This is a genomic window from Streptomyces sp. 378 (assembly GCF_030124145.1).
Lineage (GTDB): Bacteria > Actinomycetota > Actinomycetes > Streptomycetales > Streptomycetaceae > Streptomyces.
In genome coordinates this window covers 121922-138152 of sequence record NZ_JASKMS010000014.1, presented here as the reverse complement: position 1 = coordinate 138152, position 16231 = coordinate 121922, and the positions used below count along the sequence as shown (strand labels likewise).

The window sequence follows — 16231 nt, the reverse complement described above, 5'->3', positions numbered from 1 at the left end:
GAACTGCGGTAATGCCGTAGCAACCGGTTCCCAAGTCGGAGGCTAGCAGCGGAGGGAGACCGAGAGGAGGGGCATGGGCCGACTGCCGGCCTACTTGGCCCCCAGTGCCCCCGCGATGCCCGAGATGCCCTCAGGGCCCACCCGGCAGCAGCCGCCGATCATCCGCGCCCCCGCCTGCTGCCAGCCCTTCAGCTGGCCGACGGTGAAGGTGGGACGGCCGGTCCAGGCGCGGGCCTCGGCGTCCCAGGTCTCGCCGCTGTTGGGGTAGACGACGACCGGCTTGCCGGTGACCCGCGCCGCCGTCGCGGCCGCGCCGTCCACGTCCTGCGGAGCGCAGCAGTTCACCCCGACCGCGATCACCTCGTCCGCCTCGGCCGCCAGGGCGAAGGCCTCCTCCAGCGGCTGCCCGGCCCGCGTGCGGCCACCGGCGACGGAATACGTCAGCCAGGCCGGCACCCCGAGCCCGCGCACCGCCCGCAGCAGGGCCGCGGCCTCGTCGGCGTCCGGGACCGTCTCGAGCGCGAGCACGTCGGGCCCGGCCGCGGCCAGCACCTCCAGGCGCGGCCGGTGGAAACGCTCCAACTCGTCCACACTCAGCCCGTAGCGCCCCCGGTACTCCGAGCCGTCCGCGAGCATCGCCCCGTACGGACCGGCCGAGGCCGCCACCCACAACGGCCGCGAGACGCGCGCCCGCCGGGCCGCTTCCCGGGCCGACTCCACGCTCAGCGCCATGAGTTCGGCCCCCCGGTCATGGCTGATCCCACGCTTGGCGAACCCCTCGAACGTGGCCTGGTAACTGGCGGTGATCGCGACGTCCGCACCCGCCCGGAAGTAGGCGAGGTGCGCCTCGGTCACCGCCTCCGGCTGTTCGGCGAGCAGCCGCGCCGACCACAGTTCGTCGCTCAGGTCGTGCCCGGCCGACTCGAGCTGGTTGGACATGCCGCCGTCCAGGACGACCGTCCCGGCGGCGAGCGCTTCGGCGAGGGTGAGGGTGCTGGTCATGCCGACGACGGTAGTCGAGAACCGGCGGCGGACCCCAGCCGAGTGTGTCCAGTGTATGAACAGGTCGACCAGCATGTGGGACGGCGGGTTACGATCACGGCCCTCCCCCTCCGCTCGTACAGGAACCCCCATGACCGTCCCCCGCCCCGCCGAGGCCGCCGGACCCGCCGGTCCCGGATCCCCCGAGCCGGCCACCGCCGCCGCCGCGGCCCCGGCTCCCCGCCGCACCTTCGGCCTCGCCGCCGCCACGGCCCTCGTCATGGGCAACATCATCGGCGGCGGCATCTTCGCCCTGCCCGCCACCGTCGCCCCCTACGGCACGGTCAGCCTGCTCGCCTTCCTCGTGCTCTCGGTCGGAGCCGTCCTGCTCGCGCTGCTCTTCGGCAGGCTGGCCCGGCGCAGCCCGGTCACCGGCGGGCTCTACGTCTACCCGCGGGACGCCTTCGGCGAGTTCGCCGGGTTCCTGTCGGCCTGGTCGTACTGGACGATGTGCTGGGTCAGCATCGCCGCCCTGGCCGTCGCGGTCGTCGGCTACGTCGAGGTCCTGATACCCCTGCACGGCAACCACGCCCTCCAGGCCGTCGTCGCCCTGGCCGCCCTCTGGCTGCCGGCCGCGGCGAACTTCGCGGGCACGCGCTGGGTCGGCACGGTGCAGGTCGTCTCCACGGTCCTGAAGTTCGTACCGCTGCTCCTGCTCGCCACCATCGGCCTGTTCTTCGTCGACGCGGACAACTTCGGCCCGTTCAACGCCTCCGGCCAGAGCGTCTCCGGCGCGCTGGCCGCATCCGCGGCGCTGCTGCTCTACAGCTTCCTCGGGGTCGAGTCGGCCGCGGTCAGCGCCGGCGAGGTCCGTGACCCCGAGCGCACGGTCGGCCGGGCGAGCGTCCTCGGCACCCTGGCGTCCGCCCTCGTCTACGTCCTCGGCACGGTCGCCGTCTTCGGCCTGGTCCCGCACGACCGGCTCGTCGAGTCGGGCGCCCCCTTCGCCGACGCGGTCGATGCGATCGCCGGGGGCGGCTGGGGCGGTACCGCCATCGCCCTGGTCGCCGTCGCCTCCATCACCGGCTGCCTCAACGGCTGGATCCTCATGGCCGCGCAGATGCCCTACGCCGCCGCCCGCGACGGTCTGTTCCCCGCTCCCTTCGCGCGGCTGGGCAAGGGCGGCGTCCCCGGTTTCGGCGTGTGGGCCTGTGTGATCCTCGGTTCGCTGCTCATCGCCCTCAACTACACGGCCGGCCCGGACACCACCTTCCGCGTCCTCGTGCTGATCACCACGTTCACCGGCTGTGTGCCGTACCTGCTGTCGGCGGCGGCCCAGCTGTACTGGCTGGCCCGCGGCACGCGCGACCGCGTCCGCCCGGCGGGCCTCGTCCGGGACCTCACGGTCGCGGCCCTCTCCTTCGGCTTCTCGTTCTGGCTGATCGCCGGAGCCGGGTACGCCGCCGTCTACCAGGGCGTGCTGTTCCTCTTCGCCGGTATCCCGGTGTACGTGTGGCTGCGGGGGCGCAAGGACACGGCGGAGGTGTCGGCATAGCATCGGGGGATGCCCGAGGTCGCTGCAGCGCATGCCGAAGTACGTGAGGTCCTGGGAGTCCCGGCGGACCAGGCGGTGTTCGAGCCGCTCCCGCACGACCCCGGCAACGGCGTCACGGCCGGGGTGTGGCGGGTCACGGGCGGCGACCGCTCGGCCGTCCTGAAGGTGCTGACGCGGACGAAGGAGACCGGCGTCGCCTGGTCGGCGTCCAACGACCCGCGCCACCGGAACTTCTGGCGCCGCGAGGCGTACGTCTACCGGTCCGGCCTCGCCCAGGTCTGGCAGCGGCAGGGCATCCGCGCGCCCCGGCTGCTGGAGTGCGCCGAACGCCCGGACGGTGACGTGGCGTTGTGGCTGGAGGACGTGCCGGGCGAACCGGCGACCGCCTGGTCCCTCACCCGCCACGTCGACCACGCACACCGCCTGGGTGCCGCGCAGGGCGCGGTCGGCGCGGGGGAGGACGCCCCCTGGCTGTCGCGGGGCTTCCTGCGGGACCACATCTCGGGGAAGACGACCGGCCAGGCCCCGCTCGACGACGAGGCGTGGCAACACCCCCTGATCCGGCGGCACTTCCCGCCCGGCCTGCGTGAGGACCTGGCCCGCCTCCACCACGACCGCGCGTGGTTCCTCACGGTCATGGAGTCGCTGCCCCGCGCCCTCTCCCACCTCGACCAGCGGCCGGCGAACCTCCGCTCCGACGGCCCCGGCACCAGTGTCCTGTTCGACTGGGCGTTCACCGGCGACGGCGCCCTCGGGGAGGACCTCGGCACGTACCTGCCCGACTGCGTCTTCGACCTGTTCGTGCCCGCCGCCGACCTGCCGGGCCTGGCCAAGGCGGCCTACGACGCCTACGTGCACGGCCTGCGCCGCAGCGGCTGGCGGGGCGACGAACAGCTCGTACGACTCGGGGTGTGCGCCTCCGCGGTGAAGTACGACCGGCTCACGGCCCTGATGCCGGCGCGGGCGGACGAGGAGCGCGTGGCCCACGGCGGCGAGGGCGCCGTCCCGGCCGAACTCCGCTACCGGGAACGGGGCCTGGCCCTGGAGTTCCTGGCCGAGCGGGCCGCCGAGGCCCGGCTGCTGGCCCCCCGGCTCGGCTTTCCCGAAGCCCCCAGCGGCCGCTGAAGCACGGAGGGGGACCGAAGGTCATGGCCCGAGTCGTCGAGTTGTCGTACTACCCCGTCAAGGGCTGCGCCGGGACGTCGGTGTCCGAGGCGCTGCTGACGCCGGCCGGACCGGCGCACGACCGCAGCTTCATGGTGGTCAGCGAGGAGGGCGTGTACCGGACGCAGCGCAGGGATCCGCTGCTGGCCGTCATCCGCCCCCTGATCGCCCCCGACGGCGGCCACCTCACACTCACCGCGCCCGGGGCCGAGTCCCTCCACCTCCGAGTGGACACCTCCGGCACCCGGCGGAAGGTGGACCTGTTCGGAACCGCCTACCAGGGCATCGACCAGGGCGACGAGGCGGCGGACTGGCTCTCGGCGCGGCTCGGCGCCCGAAGCCGTCTGGTGCGGGTCCCGCCGGAACACAGCCGGGTGACCGACGGCCTGACACCGGGCACCTCCGGCTACGCCGACAGTTGCGCCCTGCACGTCATCTCCCGCGCCACCCTGGACCTCCTCGCCACCAAGCTCGCCGACCGCGGTGCCCGCCCCCTTCCTCACGACCGTTTCCGCCCCAACCTCGTCATCGACGGCTGGGACGACCCCCACACGGAGGACCGGGCCCACCGCCTGCGCATCGGCACCACGGAACTCGGCTACGCCAAACTCGCCATCCGCTGCGCGGTCACCCTGGTCGACCAGCGGGCCGGCACCCGGGCGGGCCCCGAACCCCTCCGCACTCTCGCCGGCTACCGCCGCGCCGCCCAGGGCGGCGTCGCCTTCGGCACGAAGTACGCGGTACTGCGGCCCGGCAGAGTGGCGGTGGGGGACGAGGTGGACGTCACGGTGTGGGGCGAGTCCGAGCTGTGACGCCGGAACCCGGACCGACCGAACAGGGTCGCCGTGGCGGACGGTCCGTACGGCGAGCACCGGTTCGACGGACTTGACGAGCCTCCCCGACGACCGGGCGACCGCACCTCGGCCGTGACGTCCCGGGCGACGGCGGCCACCGCCGGGGGAGCGGCGACCGCCGGGAGCGGTGACCAGGGAAGCGACCGCCGCGAGGACGCCCGCGGACGCCGCCGCGGTGCGAGTGAGGCCGCGCACATGACCGGAGACGGGCCATGTCCCCGCCGACGACGAACGATTCGGCGGCTGCCGCTTCCGCAACGCGCGCGATGTGTTCGTCCCGTCAGACCCGTTGACCTCCTCGTGCCGCCCCCTTACGTTTTCGGCGTTCGTAATGACAGATGGTGTTCGAAATTTCAGATGTCGTTGGAATGGCAACGCCGTGTGTCCCCAGTGAGAGGCAGGCCCCCTGCGCATGAGCCGCGACCGCGACCACGCTCTGCCCGAACCCCCCAGCCGCAGACTGTTGTTGAAGGGCGCCGCAGCAGCCGGTGCCCTGGCCGCCGTCCCCGCCCTCCCCGGCGTCGCCGGGGCGGCACCCCGGACGGAAACCGCTGCCGAGGCCCCCGGCGGGCACCCGAAGCCGGCGCCCGTCGTCAACCCCCTCGTCCGCAACCGTGCCGACCCGCACATCCACCGGCACAAGGACGGCTTCTACTACTTCACCGCCACCGCCCCCGAGTACGACCGCATCATCCTGCGCCGCTCCCGCACCCTGAACGGCCTCGGCACGGCGGACGAGTCCGTCATCTGGCGGGCCCACGCCACCGGCCCCATGGGCGCCCACATCTGGGCGCCCGAACTGCACCGCATCGGCGGCAAGTGGTACATCTACTTCGCCTCCGCGCCCGCCGAGGACGTCTGGGCGATCCGCATATGGGTGCTGGAGAACGCCCACCCCAACCCCTTCAAGGGCACCTGGGTGGAGCGGGGCCAGGTCAAGACGGCCTGGGAGACCTTCTCCCTGGACGCCACCACCTTCACCCACCGCGGCAAGCGCTACCTGGCCTGGGCGCAGCACGAGCCCGGAATGGACAACAACACCGGCATCTTCCTGTCCGAGATGGCGAACCCGTGGACCCTGAAGGGCCCGCAGGTGCGGCTGTCCACCCCGGAGTACGACTGGGAGTGCATCGGCTTCAAGGTCAACGAGGGCCCGTACGTCCTCAAGCGCAACGGCCGCCTCTTCATGACGTACTCGGCCAGCGCCACCGACTTCAACTACTGCGTGGGCCTGCTGACCGCCGACGCCGACAGCCACCTCCTGGACCCCGTGAGCTGGACCAAGTCGCCGACCCCGGTCTTCACCAGCAACGACACGACCAAGCAGTACGGCCCCGGCCACAACTGCTTCACGGTCGCCGAGGACGGGCGCACCGACGTCCTCGTCTACCACGCCCGGCAGTACAAGGAGATCGACGGCGACCCGCTGAACGACCCCAACCGCCACACCCGCGTCCAGAAACTCGGCTGGAAGCGCGACGGCACCCCCGACTTCGGCGTCCCGGTCGCCGACACGGTGAAGGTGAGCGACTGACATGAGACGTGCCCACGCCGCCCTCCTCGCCCTGTGCCTCGGGCTGTTCGGCGCCCTCGCCACCGGCGGGCCCGCCCAGGCCGCGCCCCAGACCATCACCAACGGAACCCAGTTCACGGACACCTCCGGCAACCCCGTCCACGCGCACGGCGGCGGCGTCCTCAAGGTCGGCACCTACTACTACTGGTTCGGCGAACACCGCAACGCCGACAACACCTTCCGGTACGTCGACGCCTACCGCTCGACCGACCTGAAGAACTGGGAGTTCCGCAACCACGTCCTGACCGAGGCCAGCGACCCGGAACTCGCGACCGCCAACATCGAGCGGCCGAAGGTCATGTACAACGCCTCCACCGGCAAGTTCGTGATGTGGATGCACAAGGAGAACGGCACCGACTACAGCGAGGCCCGCGCGGCCGTCGCCGTCTCCGACACCGTCGACGGGAACTACACCTGGAAGGGCAGCTTCCGGCCGCTCGACCGGCACATGTCCCGTGACATCACGGTCTTCGTCGACACCGACGGCGCCGGCTACATGATCTCCGCCGCCCGGGAGAACTACGACCTGCAGATCTACCGCCTCACCGCCGACTACACGGGCATCGCGAGCCTGGTCGCCAACCCCTGGCCCGGCGGCCACCGCGAGGCCCCTGCGCTGTTCAAGCGGGGCGGCGTCTACTTCATGCTGACCTCGGGCGCCACGGGCTGGAACCCCAACCAGCAGCAGTACGCCACGGCCACCAGCATCGCCGGCCCCTGGTCGGCCATGAAGAACGTCGGCGACTCGACGACGTACGGTTCGCAGACCGCCTACGTCCTTCCGGTACAGGGCAGTTCGGGCACCTCGTACCTCTACATGGGTGACCGCTGGGGCAACTCCTTCGGCGGGACCGTCAACGACTCGCGCTACGTCTGGCTGCCGCTGACCTTCTCCAACTCGACCACGATGTCCATGTCCTGGTCGCCGGAGGTCACCATCGACACGGCCGCCGGGACCGTCTCCGGCGTGAACGCCACGTACCACACCCTCATCGCCCGCCACTCCTCCAAGTGCGTGGACGTGACCAGCCAGTCGCTCCGGGCGGGCGCTCAGCTCAAGCAGTACGACTGCAACGGCGGCGCCAACCAGAAGTACTGGTTCAAGTCCGTCGGCGGCGGCTCCTACCAGCTGATGGTCAGGAACAGCTCCCTGTGCCTGCGGGAGAACGCGAGCACGGTCACGCAGGAGAACTGCGACGCCTCCGCGACGAACCAGCAGTGGTCGCTGACCACCACCGGCTCGTACGTGAACGTCAAGTCCCGCGCGACCGGGGAGTGCCTCGACGTGAACGGCGCGTCCACCGCCAACGGTGCCGCGCTCATCACGTACACGTGCAACGGCGGCACCAACCAGCAGTGGACGCGCGGGACATGACGGCCCCGAGTGCCCTCAGGCCAGCAGGTCGATCGCGTCGATCGCCGTCCCCGCGCTGAGGAAACCGGTCGCCCCCGACCCGCTCACCACGTCGATCCGGAGCACGTTGTACTGACTCGTGTCCGTCTTCCAGGCGGACGCCGGGACGCTGTACGTGAACGTGTGGTTGTTGCCGCGGTACGAACCGTTGGTCAGCGACCGGGTGTTCGGCTGGGTGGGCGGGGAGGGGACGGCGGACGTCCAGGCGTCGTTGACCGTCACCCGCGGGCGGCCGTTGGCGTACGCCGTCGTCACCCCGATCCGCAGGGTGTGCGCGGCGGCGGCCTGGGCGGCGGTCAGCCGGAAGTACACCAGGATGCCGCTGTTGACGTCCTTCCAGAGGTAGCAGGGGAAGGCCGCCGTCTCGCCGTTGCCGATGACGACGTTCCCCGTCCAGGACGCGGCCCGGACGTCGGACGGATGCGCGTACGTCATCAGGTCCGCGTTCTTGAACCCGCCCGGCGTGCCGTTCCAGTCGCCGATCCGCCAGATCGCGCTCGCGTTCGACGGGTCGTTGGAGGACGGGATCGCGATCGTGTTCAGGGTGGTCGTGCCGCCCGCCGACACGCTCACCGACGTGGTGTACACCGCCAGTTCGCCCTTGAAGACGGTCAGCGTGTACGTGCCCGGCAGCACACCCGGGACGGTGAAGAAGCCGTCCGAGGAACGCGCCGCACCCCAGTACTGAGCCGCCGCGTTGGCCAGCCCCACCGTGTACGGGTACGCCGTGTCCCGCCCGGAGATCCCGACCCCCGCCACCTTGCCCCGGCCGCTCGCCGGCACGTACCCCGGGATGCCGAGCGAGTCGGCCCACGGCGTGGTGAGCGTGCCCGGGAACAGTGCCGAGGAGGGCGCCCCGCCGTCCGTGAAGGCGATGACGTACGGGCCCTGCAGGCCAAAGCGCTGGTTCTCGGTCTGGTTCTGCCCGTAGTAGAGGATCTCGTAGAGGCCGCCGCCGTCCGCGCTCTGGTGGCGGAGCAGGGAGCGGTAGAAGGGGCCGCCGGAGGCCTTCTCGTGGTTGCTGCGGATCATCCACAGGCCGACGCCGCCGGCGGACCAGCCGATGTGGTCGTAGTCCATGACGCGCAGCTTGGAGTAGTGCTTGGAGCGGGTCTGGCCGTCGGACTTCCGGAAGACGTCCGAGGCTTCGATGGCGGTGGGCGCGTAGGTGTAGGAGTCGGGTTCGTCGTTGAGGAACGCGCCCTTCTTCACGCGCACGATGAACCGGGTCGCGGACACGGACGTGTCGGCCTTGTCGGTCCACAGGTAGACGTTGTTCTCGCCGCTGCGGGCCGCGTAGTAGTGCCGCAGCGTGCCATGCGTGACGGAGACCAGGATCGTCGGGCCGGACTGCCTGATGCTCACGGTGGAGGCGCCGAGGCCGGACTCGATGTGCGAGTTCATGCCGCCGTAGCCCTGGTACTCCGTGCCCCGGTAGACCAGGGAGGTGAGGTCGCCGGTGGACTTGCTGACCTTGAACACCAATCGGGCGCCGGTGTCGATGACGTACGCCGAGCCGTCGTCGGCCCAGCCGAAGCCGGCCGCCTGGGCCGTGCCGGTGAGGGCCGCGCCGGCGGCGGTGGTGGCGCCGAGGACGAAGGCGCGGCGGCCGACCGGTCTCTTCGCGGGTCCGGACATGGGGGGTGCCTCCTTCGGGAGGTGGATGTGGGGTGGGGGTGTGGGGGGGTGTTGGGGGGTGTGAGGCGGAGGGTGTGAGCGAGAGTGACAGTTGAATCGATTTCGCGAAAGGGCTTTCGTTCTTCTGGAGGGAGCATCCTTGCGAAAACGCCCGGAGGTCTAGAAAGCGCTTGCCGCAAGCGATACGTTCAGCCGCCAGGCCTTGTCGCCGTGACGGAGGAGCTGCGAGTGAGACGTTTCAACATCGCCGTGCTGGCGGCCGTGACGCTGGGCACCGCCCTGTCGGCCGTACCCGCCCACGCGGGCGAGGCAGGCGGGAGCCGGGGCCTCGCCCACTGCACCGCCGACGCCTGCCACTTCGACGTCCCGCCCGGCACGTACGACGTCCGGGTCACGCTCGGCGGGAAGGCCGCGTCCAGCACGAGCGTCAGTGGCGAGACCCGCCGCGCCCTTCTCCCCGAGACGGCCGCCCCGGCCGGCGAGCGCGTCACCCACAGCTTCACCGTGAACGTCCGCACCCCCGAGGGCGAGCCCACCGGCCCCGAGGGGACCCCCGGCCTCGACCTGCGGATCGGCGGTGCCGCCCCCGCCCTCGCCGGCATCAAGGTCACACCCGCCCGGCACGCGCGCCAGATCTTCCTGGTCGGCGACTCCACCGTCTGCGACCAGCCCGGCGACCCCTACTCCGGCTGGGGCCAGCAACTGCCCCAGTACCTCCGCAAGGGCGTGTCCGTCGCCAACTACGCCGATTCCGGGGAGAGTACGGTCTCGTATCTGGGGAACCCGAAGCTGTGGGCCACCGTACGGCCCCTGATCCGCCCCGGCGATCTGGTCCTGGTCCAGCTCGCGCACAACGACAAGACCACGGATGAGGCCACCTACCGGGCCAACCTGGAGACCCTGGTCGCGGGCGTCCGGGAACGGGGCGGACAGCCGGTCCTTGTCACTCCCATCGTGCGGCGCTGGTTCAACTCCGACGGCACGCTGAACAACGGAACCGCGCTCCTGGTCAACGGCCTCGGTGTCGACCACCCGGCCGTCATCCGCTCGGTCGCCGCGGCGCGCGGCGTCCCGCTGATCGACCTCACGGCCAAGACCAAGACGCTGGTGGAGTCCCTCGGCGTGGAAGGCTCCAAGGCGCTGTACCTCACCAACGAGGCGCGGGACAACACGCACACCTCCGTGCGCGGGGCGACGGCCTACGCGGGCCTCGTCCGCGACGAACTCGTCACCCGGCATCTGGTGCCGAAGGGCAAGGTGCGGGTGGGATGAACCCCTGGGGCGCCCCGACCGGAACCGGGGCGCTCCAGGCCCAACCTGTTCCGACCTGTATGAGCACGAAAGAGACGCGATGCAGCTGCCTCCCGCCGACCGCACGACATCCCCGTTCACCGGATACACCCGCGCCCACTGGGAGGCGGCGGCCGACTCCCTGCTCACCGCCGTCGAGCCGTACGCGAGCGAGGACCGCGCGCTCTACCACCTGCCCGGCGACCGGACCAGCTGGTCGGGCCGCCTCTCCGACGGCCTGGAGGGCTATGCCCGCACGCTGCTGCTGGCCGCCTTTCGCCGCGACGACAAGGCCCTGGAGCGCTACGCCGACGGGCTGGCTGCCGGCGTCTCGGGCGTCTGGCCCCGCATCGAGGACCGCAGCCAGCCCCTGGTGGAGGCGGCTTCGATCGCCCTGGCCCTCCGTCTGACGCGGGACCTGCTGTGGGACCGGCTGGACGACGGCGTGCGGCAGCGGGCCGCCGCCTGGCTCGGCGACGCGCTCACCGCCGAGGCGTGGCCCTGCAACTGGGAGCTGTTCCCGGTCACGGTGGGCGGCTTCCTGGCCGAGATCGACCACGAGCCGGACGCGTCCCGCGCGGCGATCGACCGCGGCCTGGAGCGTATCGAGCAGTGGTACGTGGGGGACGGCTGGTACACCGACGGCGACGGCCGCAAGTACGACTACTACAACGGCTGGGCGATGCACCTCTACCCGGTGCTGCACGCCTGGCTGGAGGACGACGAGCGCCTGCTGGACCTGTACGGGGCGCGTCTGGAACGCCACCTCTCCGACTACGCCCGCTTGTTCGGCGGCGACGGAGCCCCGATGCACCAGGGCCGCTCGCTGACCTACCGCTTCGCGACGACGGCACCGCTGTGGCTCGGCGCGCTGACCGGCCGTACGCCTCTGCCGCCGGGGGAGACCCGGCGCCTGGCCTCGGGAGCACTGCGCTACTTCCTCGACCGGGGCGCGGTGGACGACCGGGGCCTGCTCTCCCTCGGCTGGCACGGCCCCGACGAGTCCGTCCTGCAGGGCTACTCGGGCCCGGCCTCCCCGTACTGGGCGAGCAAGGGCTTCCTCGGCCTGCTGCTGCCCCCGGACCACGAGGTGTGGACGGCACCGGAGGAACCCGCCGCCGCCGAGCGCGCGGACTTCGTCACCCCCGTCGGTCCGCCCAACTGGCTGCTCCAGGCGACCCGTTCCGACGGCGTGGTCCGCCTCCACAACCACGGCAGCGAGGACGTCCGCTACGACCCGTACTACACGCGGCTCGCGTACTCCACCGTGACGACGCCCGCCGACTCGTACGACAACAGCGTCCTGGTCGCCGGGGACCCGGGCCGCACCGGCATCGAACCGCTCGGCGTGGGCGACGGCTGGGTGGCGTCCCGGCACGCGGCGGGCGGGGGAGCCCGGGTGACGAGTGTGGTGCTGGCGCGCGGGGCGGTGGAGGTGCGCGCGCATCTGGTGGTGGGCGCGGAGCCGGGGACGCGGGTCCGTGTGACCGGCTGGAGCGCACCGGACGGTGTCCGGGCGGAACTGCTGCCCGCGGCCGGCCTCGACGAGGACCTCACCGGCGTCACGACCGGGGACTCCACCCTGTTCGTCGCTCTGGCCCGGCTCACCGCCGAGACGGATGCGGCCCCGCTGGCGGAAACGGTCACCGTGACCGCTTCCGGCGCGGAGTTCACGGCCCACTGGAGCGAGGGGCCCCGGGTGCGGGTCCGGCTGGACGGGGCCGGTGTGACCGTCGACTGACGTCATGACCGGCCGGGTTCGCCCACGGCCGCCATGGTTCGGTCCGCACCGAAGCGAGCCGGGCCCAGCATGGCGGCATGAGCGCAGATCCGCGGCAGACGCCGTCCAGCCGGTCCGTGACCGCCTTCGCCGCCCTCCACCACGCCGGGCAGCCCCTGCTCCTGCCCAACGCCTGGGATCACGCGTCCGCCCGGGCCCTCGCGGAGCAGGGCCACCCGGCCATCGGGACGACGAGCCTGGGCGTCGCCGCGGCCGCGGGACTGCCCGACGGGGCGGCGGCCACCCGCGAGGAGACGCTGCGGCTCGCCGTGGCCCTGGGGTCCGGACCGTTCCTGCTGTCCGTCGACGCGGAGGGCGGATTCAGCGACGATCCGGACGAGGTGGGGGAGTTCGCTCGGGAGCTGTACGCGGTCGGGGCGGTCGGCATCAACCTGGAGGACGGGCTCGGACCGGCCGCCCGGCACGCGGCGAAGATCGAGGCGGTCAAGCAGGCCGCTCCCGGCCTGTTCGTCAACGCCCGCACCGACACCCACTGGCTGGGCGACGGCGACGGCACCCTCGCGCGCCTGGACACCTACCGGCAGGCGGGCGCGGACGGGGTGTTCGTCCCCGGCCTCACCGACCTGCGGGCGATCGAGGCGCTGGTGCGCCACCTGGACGTGCCCCTCAACGTCCTCTACTCGCCCGGCGGCCCGTCCGTCGCGCACCTCGCCGACGCGGGCGTACACCGCGTCAGCCTCGGTTCGCTGCTGTACCGGCGGGCGCTGGGCGCGGCCCTGGAGGCGATGGCGGACCTGCGAGCCGGCCGGACACCGACGGGTGCGACGCCTTCCTACGACGCCGTGGCGGCCTTCACCGCCCGCCGGGTGTACCGACCTGGAGCCTGTTGACGCGGCTGATCGGTGGGTGACCGCCGAGCGGTCACGCTCCACGGGCCGGTGCCCGGCGAGCAGGCCTCGGCCCTGACGCCGGCCGTGTCCTCGGGGCGGGCCGGTTCAGCCCTCGGATGTCCCCTTCGCGCGGGGCCAGTTCCGGAGCGGTGTGTGCAGGGCGTGGAGCGCCCTGTCCCACGAGGCCTGTACATCGCGGGACGCGCCGAAGGCTCCCGTGGACTCCAGGGCGCAGTGGCTGTGGAAGGTCGTAGCCGCCGAGGGACGCCGTCGCTGGGCCGGGACCACACCCGGCCCCGCGGTGCCGGCCGGGCCGCTCAGCGGATCGGCGCGTACACCATCCCCAGCTTGTCGAGCTCGGCGCCCGAGCGGCCGGTGAAGCCCACGATCTGCCAGCCGGAGGGAGCGGTGAAGGTCTTCGCGTCGGACGTGGCCGTGCCGGCGGACAGGGTGCGGTTCCGGTCCGTCGTGAAGGCCGCCGAGAACAGGCGCGTACGGCCGTCCTTCCGGCCTTGCGTCAGCCTGACCGAGGTCAGGTGCTCACCGGCGGCCAGGGTCAGGGAGGTCGCGGTGCCGCCCGTGCCGCCGTGGGTGAGGGTCGTGCCGCCGTCGTGGGTGAGGGACACGGCGTCCAGTCGGGCGCTGCCGCGCAGCGTCAGGGTGCGGGGAGAGGGAGTCGGCGGTAGGTCGTCCGCGTCGTTGAAGGCCGTGCCGTGCGGGCCGCCGAAGAAGTCGCTCGCGCGCAGCGACGAGTTGAGGGTGTAGGAGAAGTCGACCGCGTGCGGGAAGTGGTCGGAGAGGTTGCCGCCGGACGGGTCCAGGAAGGACGCCCACGCGTTGCTGTAGCGGGTCGCGTCCAGGTTCAGCAGCCGACTGCCGCGGTAGAGGACCTTGTCCACGACCTCGCAGTCGTTCGGGGGTGCTGTGGTGGGGCAGACGAGCGGGTCACTGCCCTGCGCCGGGGCCGTCCCGCCCTTCACCCGCTGGACCCATGCGTCGGTCAGGCCGTTCTCGGTCACGAGGGTGCGGATGTTGTCGCCGGCGCGCGTGTAACGCGTGTTGGTGTCGCCCATGACGATCACCGCGTTGCCGGACGAGTTCGCCCGGATGAAGGCGGACAGTTGCTCGACGTTGGCGCGACGGGCGGCGAGCGCGTCGTCGGTGGCGTCCGCGTTCGTGTGCACGTTGTAGAGGTCCAGGAAGGCACCCTCGGCGAGCCGTACCCGCGCCAGGGAGAAGCCCTTCGGCGTGAGGCAGTTGGTGCCGGTGCACTTGTTCCACTTCACCCGCTGGAAGTCCTCGAAGGGCATGTCCGAGAGGGTGTTGAGGCCGTCTCCGAAGGGGACGCCGCCACTGGTCGCGGTGCGGTGGGCATGGTTGTCGCCCGCGTACAGGGCGGCGTGATAGTTGAAGTCCTCCTGCACGTTGACGAGGTCGTACGCCCCGAGCCGGGGGGAGATCAGCGGAGTGTTCTTCTCCGGGCTGCCGGAGCTCAGGCCCTCGGGGAGGCCCGCGACGTTGTAGGTGAGGACGTTGAAGGAGCCGGAGTCCGCGGCGGCGGCGGGTGTCACGGCGGTGGTCGTCAGGCTCGTGACGGCCAGGGCGGCGGCCACGGCGGTGCCGATCAGTCTCTTCATGGGGGGTGTCTCCGGTCGGAGAGGCGAAGGGGAGGAGCTGAACGATGCTCAGGTTCGAGGGCAACACCCGTGGTGCGCAAGGGGAGCCGCGCGAACAGTGGGGAACACCCTCGTGTCAGAAGGGACGCAGCAGGCCCAGATCCCCGCCCCAGGAGTCGAGGACCTCGCCGTGCCCGACCCCACGCGCCGCCTCGCCGATCCCGGCGAAGAGGGCACGCTGCGTGGGCGGGTCCCCGTCAACCAGGATGCGCCGCAGGACCGGCAGAAGCCGATGCGCGTCCCACCGGGGGTCCCCCAGCGGCTGCCGCTCCAGCTCCCACCGCAGGTACTCCCCGTTGCACAACGCGGCACGGCTCCTGCCGCGACACGGGAACGCGGGTGTGAGCGCCCCGGCCGCCGGGCACAGCCGTAAGGCTGCCGGGGACGCGGGGCGGGGGAGGCGGCATGACGCACGGGGCGGCACGGCGCGAGGACGGACACGGCAGGCCCACGGAGACGGCCGACGACGGTTCACGCGGTACGCGTCCGCTGTGGCGGCAACGCGACTTCGGCATCTTCTGGGCCGCTCAGACCCTCTCCGTGCTCGGTGACTCCTTCGCACTGATCGCCCTGCCGCACCCTCGGCATCCACGACCTGGTCATCTACCACCTCGAGCACGACCTCGGGCACGACGACGGCACCGTGGGCACCGTCATGGCCGTCGGCGCGCTCGGCACCATCACCGGTGCCCTGCTCGTGGCCGGGATCCGTCGCCGCCTCGGCTTCGGGCCGACGTGGACCGGCTCGGTCGCGGGCTGCGGTGTGGCGTTCGCCGGGCTCGGCTGGGCGCGTGACGTGCCGGCCGTCGCGGCCCTGAGTGCCGCCTTCCTCGCCTGTGCCGCCATGGGAGGCACCTGCTCGCTGTCGCTCCGCCAGGAGGTCACTCCGGAACACCTCCTGGGCCGGGTCACCTCCGCGTTCTGGACCCTTCACTACGCGGCGGCGCCGATCGGTGCCGCCGTGCTCACCTGGGCCGCGGAGGAACAGGGCACGGCACCGGTCGCCCTGGCCGCCGGAGCGACCTGCGTCCTGCTCGCCGTGGCCGCCCTGTTCACCCCCATCCACAGGTCGGGCCGGGCCGGACCGTCAGCCGTTGATCCCGCTGTAATGCCGCAGGCTCCACTTCCACAGCCCGCGCGCCGCCAGATACGCCAGCAGCCCGAGCAGCGGTGAGGCCGCCGCGAGCCAGTACGGGACTCCGGTCGAGTCGTGGGCGTGAGGATCCCGGTGAGGATCTTGATGGTGGTGGACTTGCCGGCGCCGTTCGGGCCGAGCAGGGCGAGGAGTTCGCCCGCCGCCACGTCGAAGGTGATGTCGCGGACGGCGTGCTTGGCCACCCGCTCCGGGTTGACGAGGGAACGGACGGCGCCCGTGAAGCCGGGGCGGCGGACGGTGGTGTGGAAGGTACGGGACAACCCGCGGACCTCGATGGCGACACTCAACTGACCCACCAA

The 16231-nt window shown here is 72.1% G+C and carries 12 protein-coding genes and 4 pseudogenes; 9 read left to right on the top strand and 7 right to left on the bottom strand.

The annotated features are described in order from the left end of the window. Nucleotides 1-90 precede the first annotated feature (90 nt). Entirely contained in the window at nt 91-1002 is a 912-nt protein-coding gene (gene mmuM, locus QNO09_RS20450) for a homocysteine S-methyltransferase (RefSeq protein WP_283971655.1), read from the bottom strand. 130 nt (nt 1003-1132) lie between these two features. On the opposite strand from mmuM, the gene QNO09_RS20445 reads away from it, so the two are divergent. The 5 genes from QNO09_RS20445 to QNO09_RS20425 all read left to right on the top strand — a co-directional run bounded on the left by QNO09_RS20445 (nt 1133) and on the right by QNO09_RS20425 (nt 7502). After that, nucleotides 1133-2536 (top strand): amino acid permease, encoded by a 1404-nt coding sequence (locus QNO09_RS20445; protein ID WP_283971654.1) that lies wholly within the window; start codon nt 1133-1135, stop codon nt 2534-2536. A 9-nt stretch (nt 2537-2545) separates the two neighbouring features. After that, entirely contained in the window at nt 2546-3661 is a 1116-nt protein-coding gene (locus tag QNO09_RS20440) for an aminoglycoside phosphotransferase (protein WP_283971653.1), read from the top strand. A gap of 23 nt (nt 3662-3684) precedes the next feature. Continuing rightward, nucleotides 3685-4512 carry an MOSC domain-containing protein gene (locus QNO09_RS20435; protein ID WP_283971652.1) on the top strand — a complete coding sequence of 276 codons (828 nt, stop codon included), beginning with the start codon at nt 3685-3687 and terminating at the stop codon, nt 4510-4512. Nucleotides 4513-4966: 454 nt separating this feature from the next. Next, on the top strand, nt 4967-6088 hold the full coding sequence (locus QNO09_RS20430) for a glycoside hydrolase family 43 protein (protein WP_283971651.1): 1122 nt from the start codon (nt 4967-4969) through the stop codon (nt 6086-6088). A gap of 1 nt (nt 6089) precedes the next feature. Continuing rightward, nucleotides 6090-7502: an RICIN domain-containing protein gene (locus QNO09_RS20425; protein WP_283971650.1), complete on the top strand. Its 1413-nt coding sequence runs from the start codon at nt 6090-6092 to the stop codon at nt 7500-7502. Nucleotides 7503-7517: 15 nt separating this feature from the next. Here the strand turns inward: QNO09_RS20425 and QNO09_RS20420 are convergent, their stop codons facing one another. Further along, nucleotides 7518-9179, bottom strand: a complete 1662-nt coding sequence (locus QNO09_RS20420; protein WP_283971649.1) for a rhamnogalacturonan lyase B N-terminal domain-containing protein — start codon at nt 9177-9179, stop codon at nt 7518-7520. Nucleotides 9180-9407: 228 nt separating this feature from the next. Here QNO09_RS20420 and QNO09_RS20415 point away from each other — a divergent pair, with 228 nt between their 5' ends. The 3 genes from QNO09_RS20415 (at nt 9408) to QNO09_RS20405 (ending at nt 13100) form a co-directional block, all read left to right on the top strand. Continuing rightward, the gene (locus QNO09_RS20415; protein WP_283971648.1) at nt 9408-10451 is read left to right on the top strand and encodes a rhamnogalacturonan acetylesterase; all 1044 of its coding nucleotides are present in this window, start codon (nt 9408-9410) and stop codon (nt 10449-10451) included. Nucleotides 10452-10530: 79 nt separating this feature from the next. Further along, nucleotides 10531-12210 carry a DUF2264 domain-containing protein gene (locus QNO09_RS20410; RefSeq protein ID WP_283971647.1) on the top strand — a complete coding sequence of 560 codons (1680 nt, stop codon included), beginning with the start codon at nt 10531-10533 and terminating at the stop codon, nt 12208-12210. A 77-nt stretch (nt 12211-12287) separates the two neighbouring features. Then, nucleotides 12288-13100: an isocitrate lyase/PEP mutase family protein gene (locus QNO09_RS20405; RefSeq protein ID WP_283971646.1), complete on the top strand. Its 813-nt coding sequence runs from the start codon at nt 12288-12290 to the stop codon at nt 13098-13100. Nucleotides 13101-13205: 105 nt separating this feature from the next. Here the strand turns inward: QNO09_RS20405 and QNO09_RS20400 are convergent. From QNO09_RS20400 to QNO09_RS20390, 3 genes and pseudogenes are all read right to left on the bottom strand, one after another. Next, nucleotides 13206-13352 (bottom strand): annotated as a pseudogene (locus tag QNO09_RS20400) (TetR-like C-terminal domain-containing protein); the annotation flags it as partial. Between the two features lie 65 nt (nt 13353-13417). Further along, on the bottom strand, nt 13418-14737 hold the full coding sequence (locus tag QNO09_RS20395) for a jacalin-like lectin (RefSeq protein ID WP_283971645.1): 1320 nt from the start codon (nt 14735-14737) through the stop codon (nt 13418-13420). Nucleotides 14738-14852: 115 nt separating this feature from the next. After that, a complete protein-coding gene (locus tag QNO09_RS20390) occupies nt 14853-15080 on the bottom strand; it encodes a hypothetical protein (RefSeq protein WP_283971644.1) in 228 nt (75 codons plus the stop codon). A 273-nt stretch (nt 15081-15353) separates the two neighbouring features. Here QNO09_RS20390 and QNO09_RS20385 point away from each other — a divergent pair. Continuing rightward, a pseudogene (locus QNO09_RS20385) lies at nt 15354-15854 on the top strand (MFS transporter); the annotation flags it as partial. 9 nt (nt 15855-15863) lie between these two features. Here QNO09_RS20385 and QNO09_RS39995 read toward each other — a convergent pair. Both QNO09_RS39995 and QNO09_RS20380 read right to left on the bottom strand, forming a co-directional pair. Next, nucleotides 15864-15995 (bottom strand): annotated as a pseudogene (locus QNO09_RS39995) (ABC transporter permease); the annotation flags it as partial. Then, nucleotides 15944-16219 (bottom strand): annotated as a pseudogene (locus QNO09_RS20380) (ATP-binding cassette domain-containing protein); the annotation flags it as partial. The pseudogenes QNO09_RS20380 and QNO09_RS39995, both read right to left, overlap by 52 nt. Between the last annotated feature and the right edge of the window lie 12 nt (nt 16220-16231).

Coding starts and splice junctions, on each gene's coding strand:
- QNO09_RS20440 (WP_283971653.1), top strand. CDS start 2,546: ATGCCCGAGGTCGCTGCAGCGCATGCCGAAGTACGTGAGGTCCTGGGA.
- QNO09_RS20430 (WP_283971651.1), top strand. CDS start 4,967: ATGAGCCGCGACCGCGACCACGCTCTGCCCGAACCCCCCAGCCGCAGA.
- QNO09_RS20410 (WP_283971647.1), top strand. CDS start 10,531: ATGCAGCTGCCTCCCGCCGACCGCACGACATCCCCGTTCACCGGATAC.
- QNO09_RS20420 (WP_283971649.1), bottom strand. CDS start 9,179: ATGTCCGGACCCGCGAAGAGACCGGTCGGCCGCCGCGCCTTCGTCCTC.
- QNO09_RS20425 (WP_283971650.1), top strand. CDS start 6,090: ATGAGACGTGCCCACGCCGCCCTCCTCGCCCTGTGCCTCGGGCTGTTC.
- mmuM (WP_283971655.1), bottom strand. CDS start 1,002: ATGACCAGCACCCTCACCCTCGCCGAAGCGCTCGCCGCCGGGACGGTC.
- QNO09_RS20405 (WP_283971646.1), top strand. CDS start 12,288: ATGAGCGCAGATCCGCGGCAGACGCCGTCCAGCCGGTCCGTGACCGCC.
- QNO09_RS20395 (WP_283971645.1), bottom strand. CDS start 14,737: ATGAAGAGACTGATCGGCACCGCCGTGGCCGCCGCCCTGGCCGTCACG.
- QNO09_RS20445 (WP_283971654.1), top strand. CDS start 1,133: ATGACCGTCCCCCGCCCCGCCGAGGCCGCCGGACCCGCCGGTCCCGGA.
- QNO09_RS20435 (WP_283971652.1), top strand. CDS start 3,685: ATGGCCCGAGTCGTCGAGTTGTCGTACTACCCCGTCAAGGGCTGCGCC.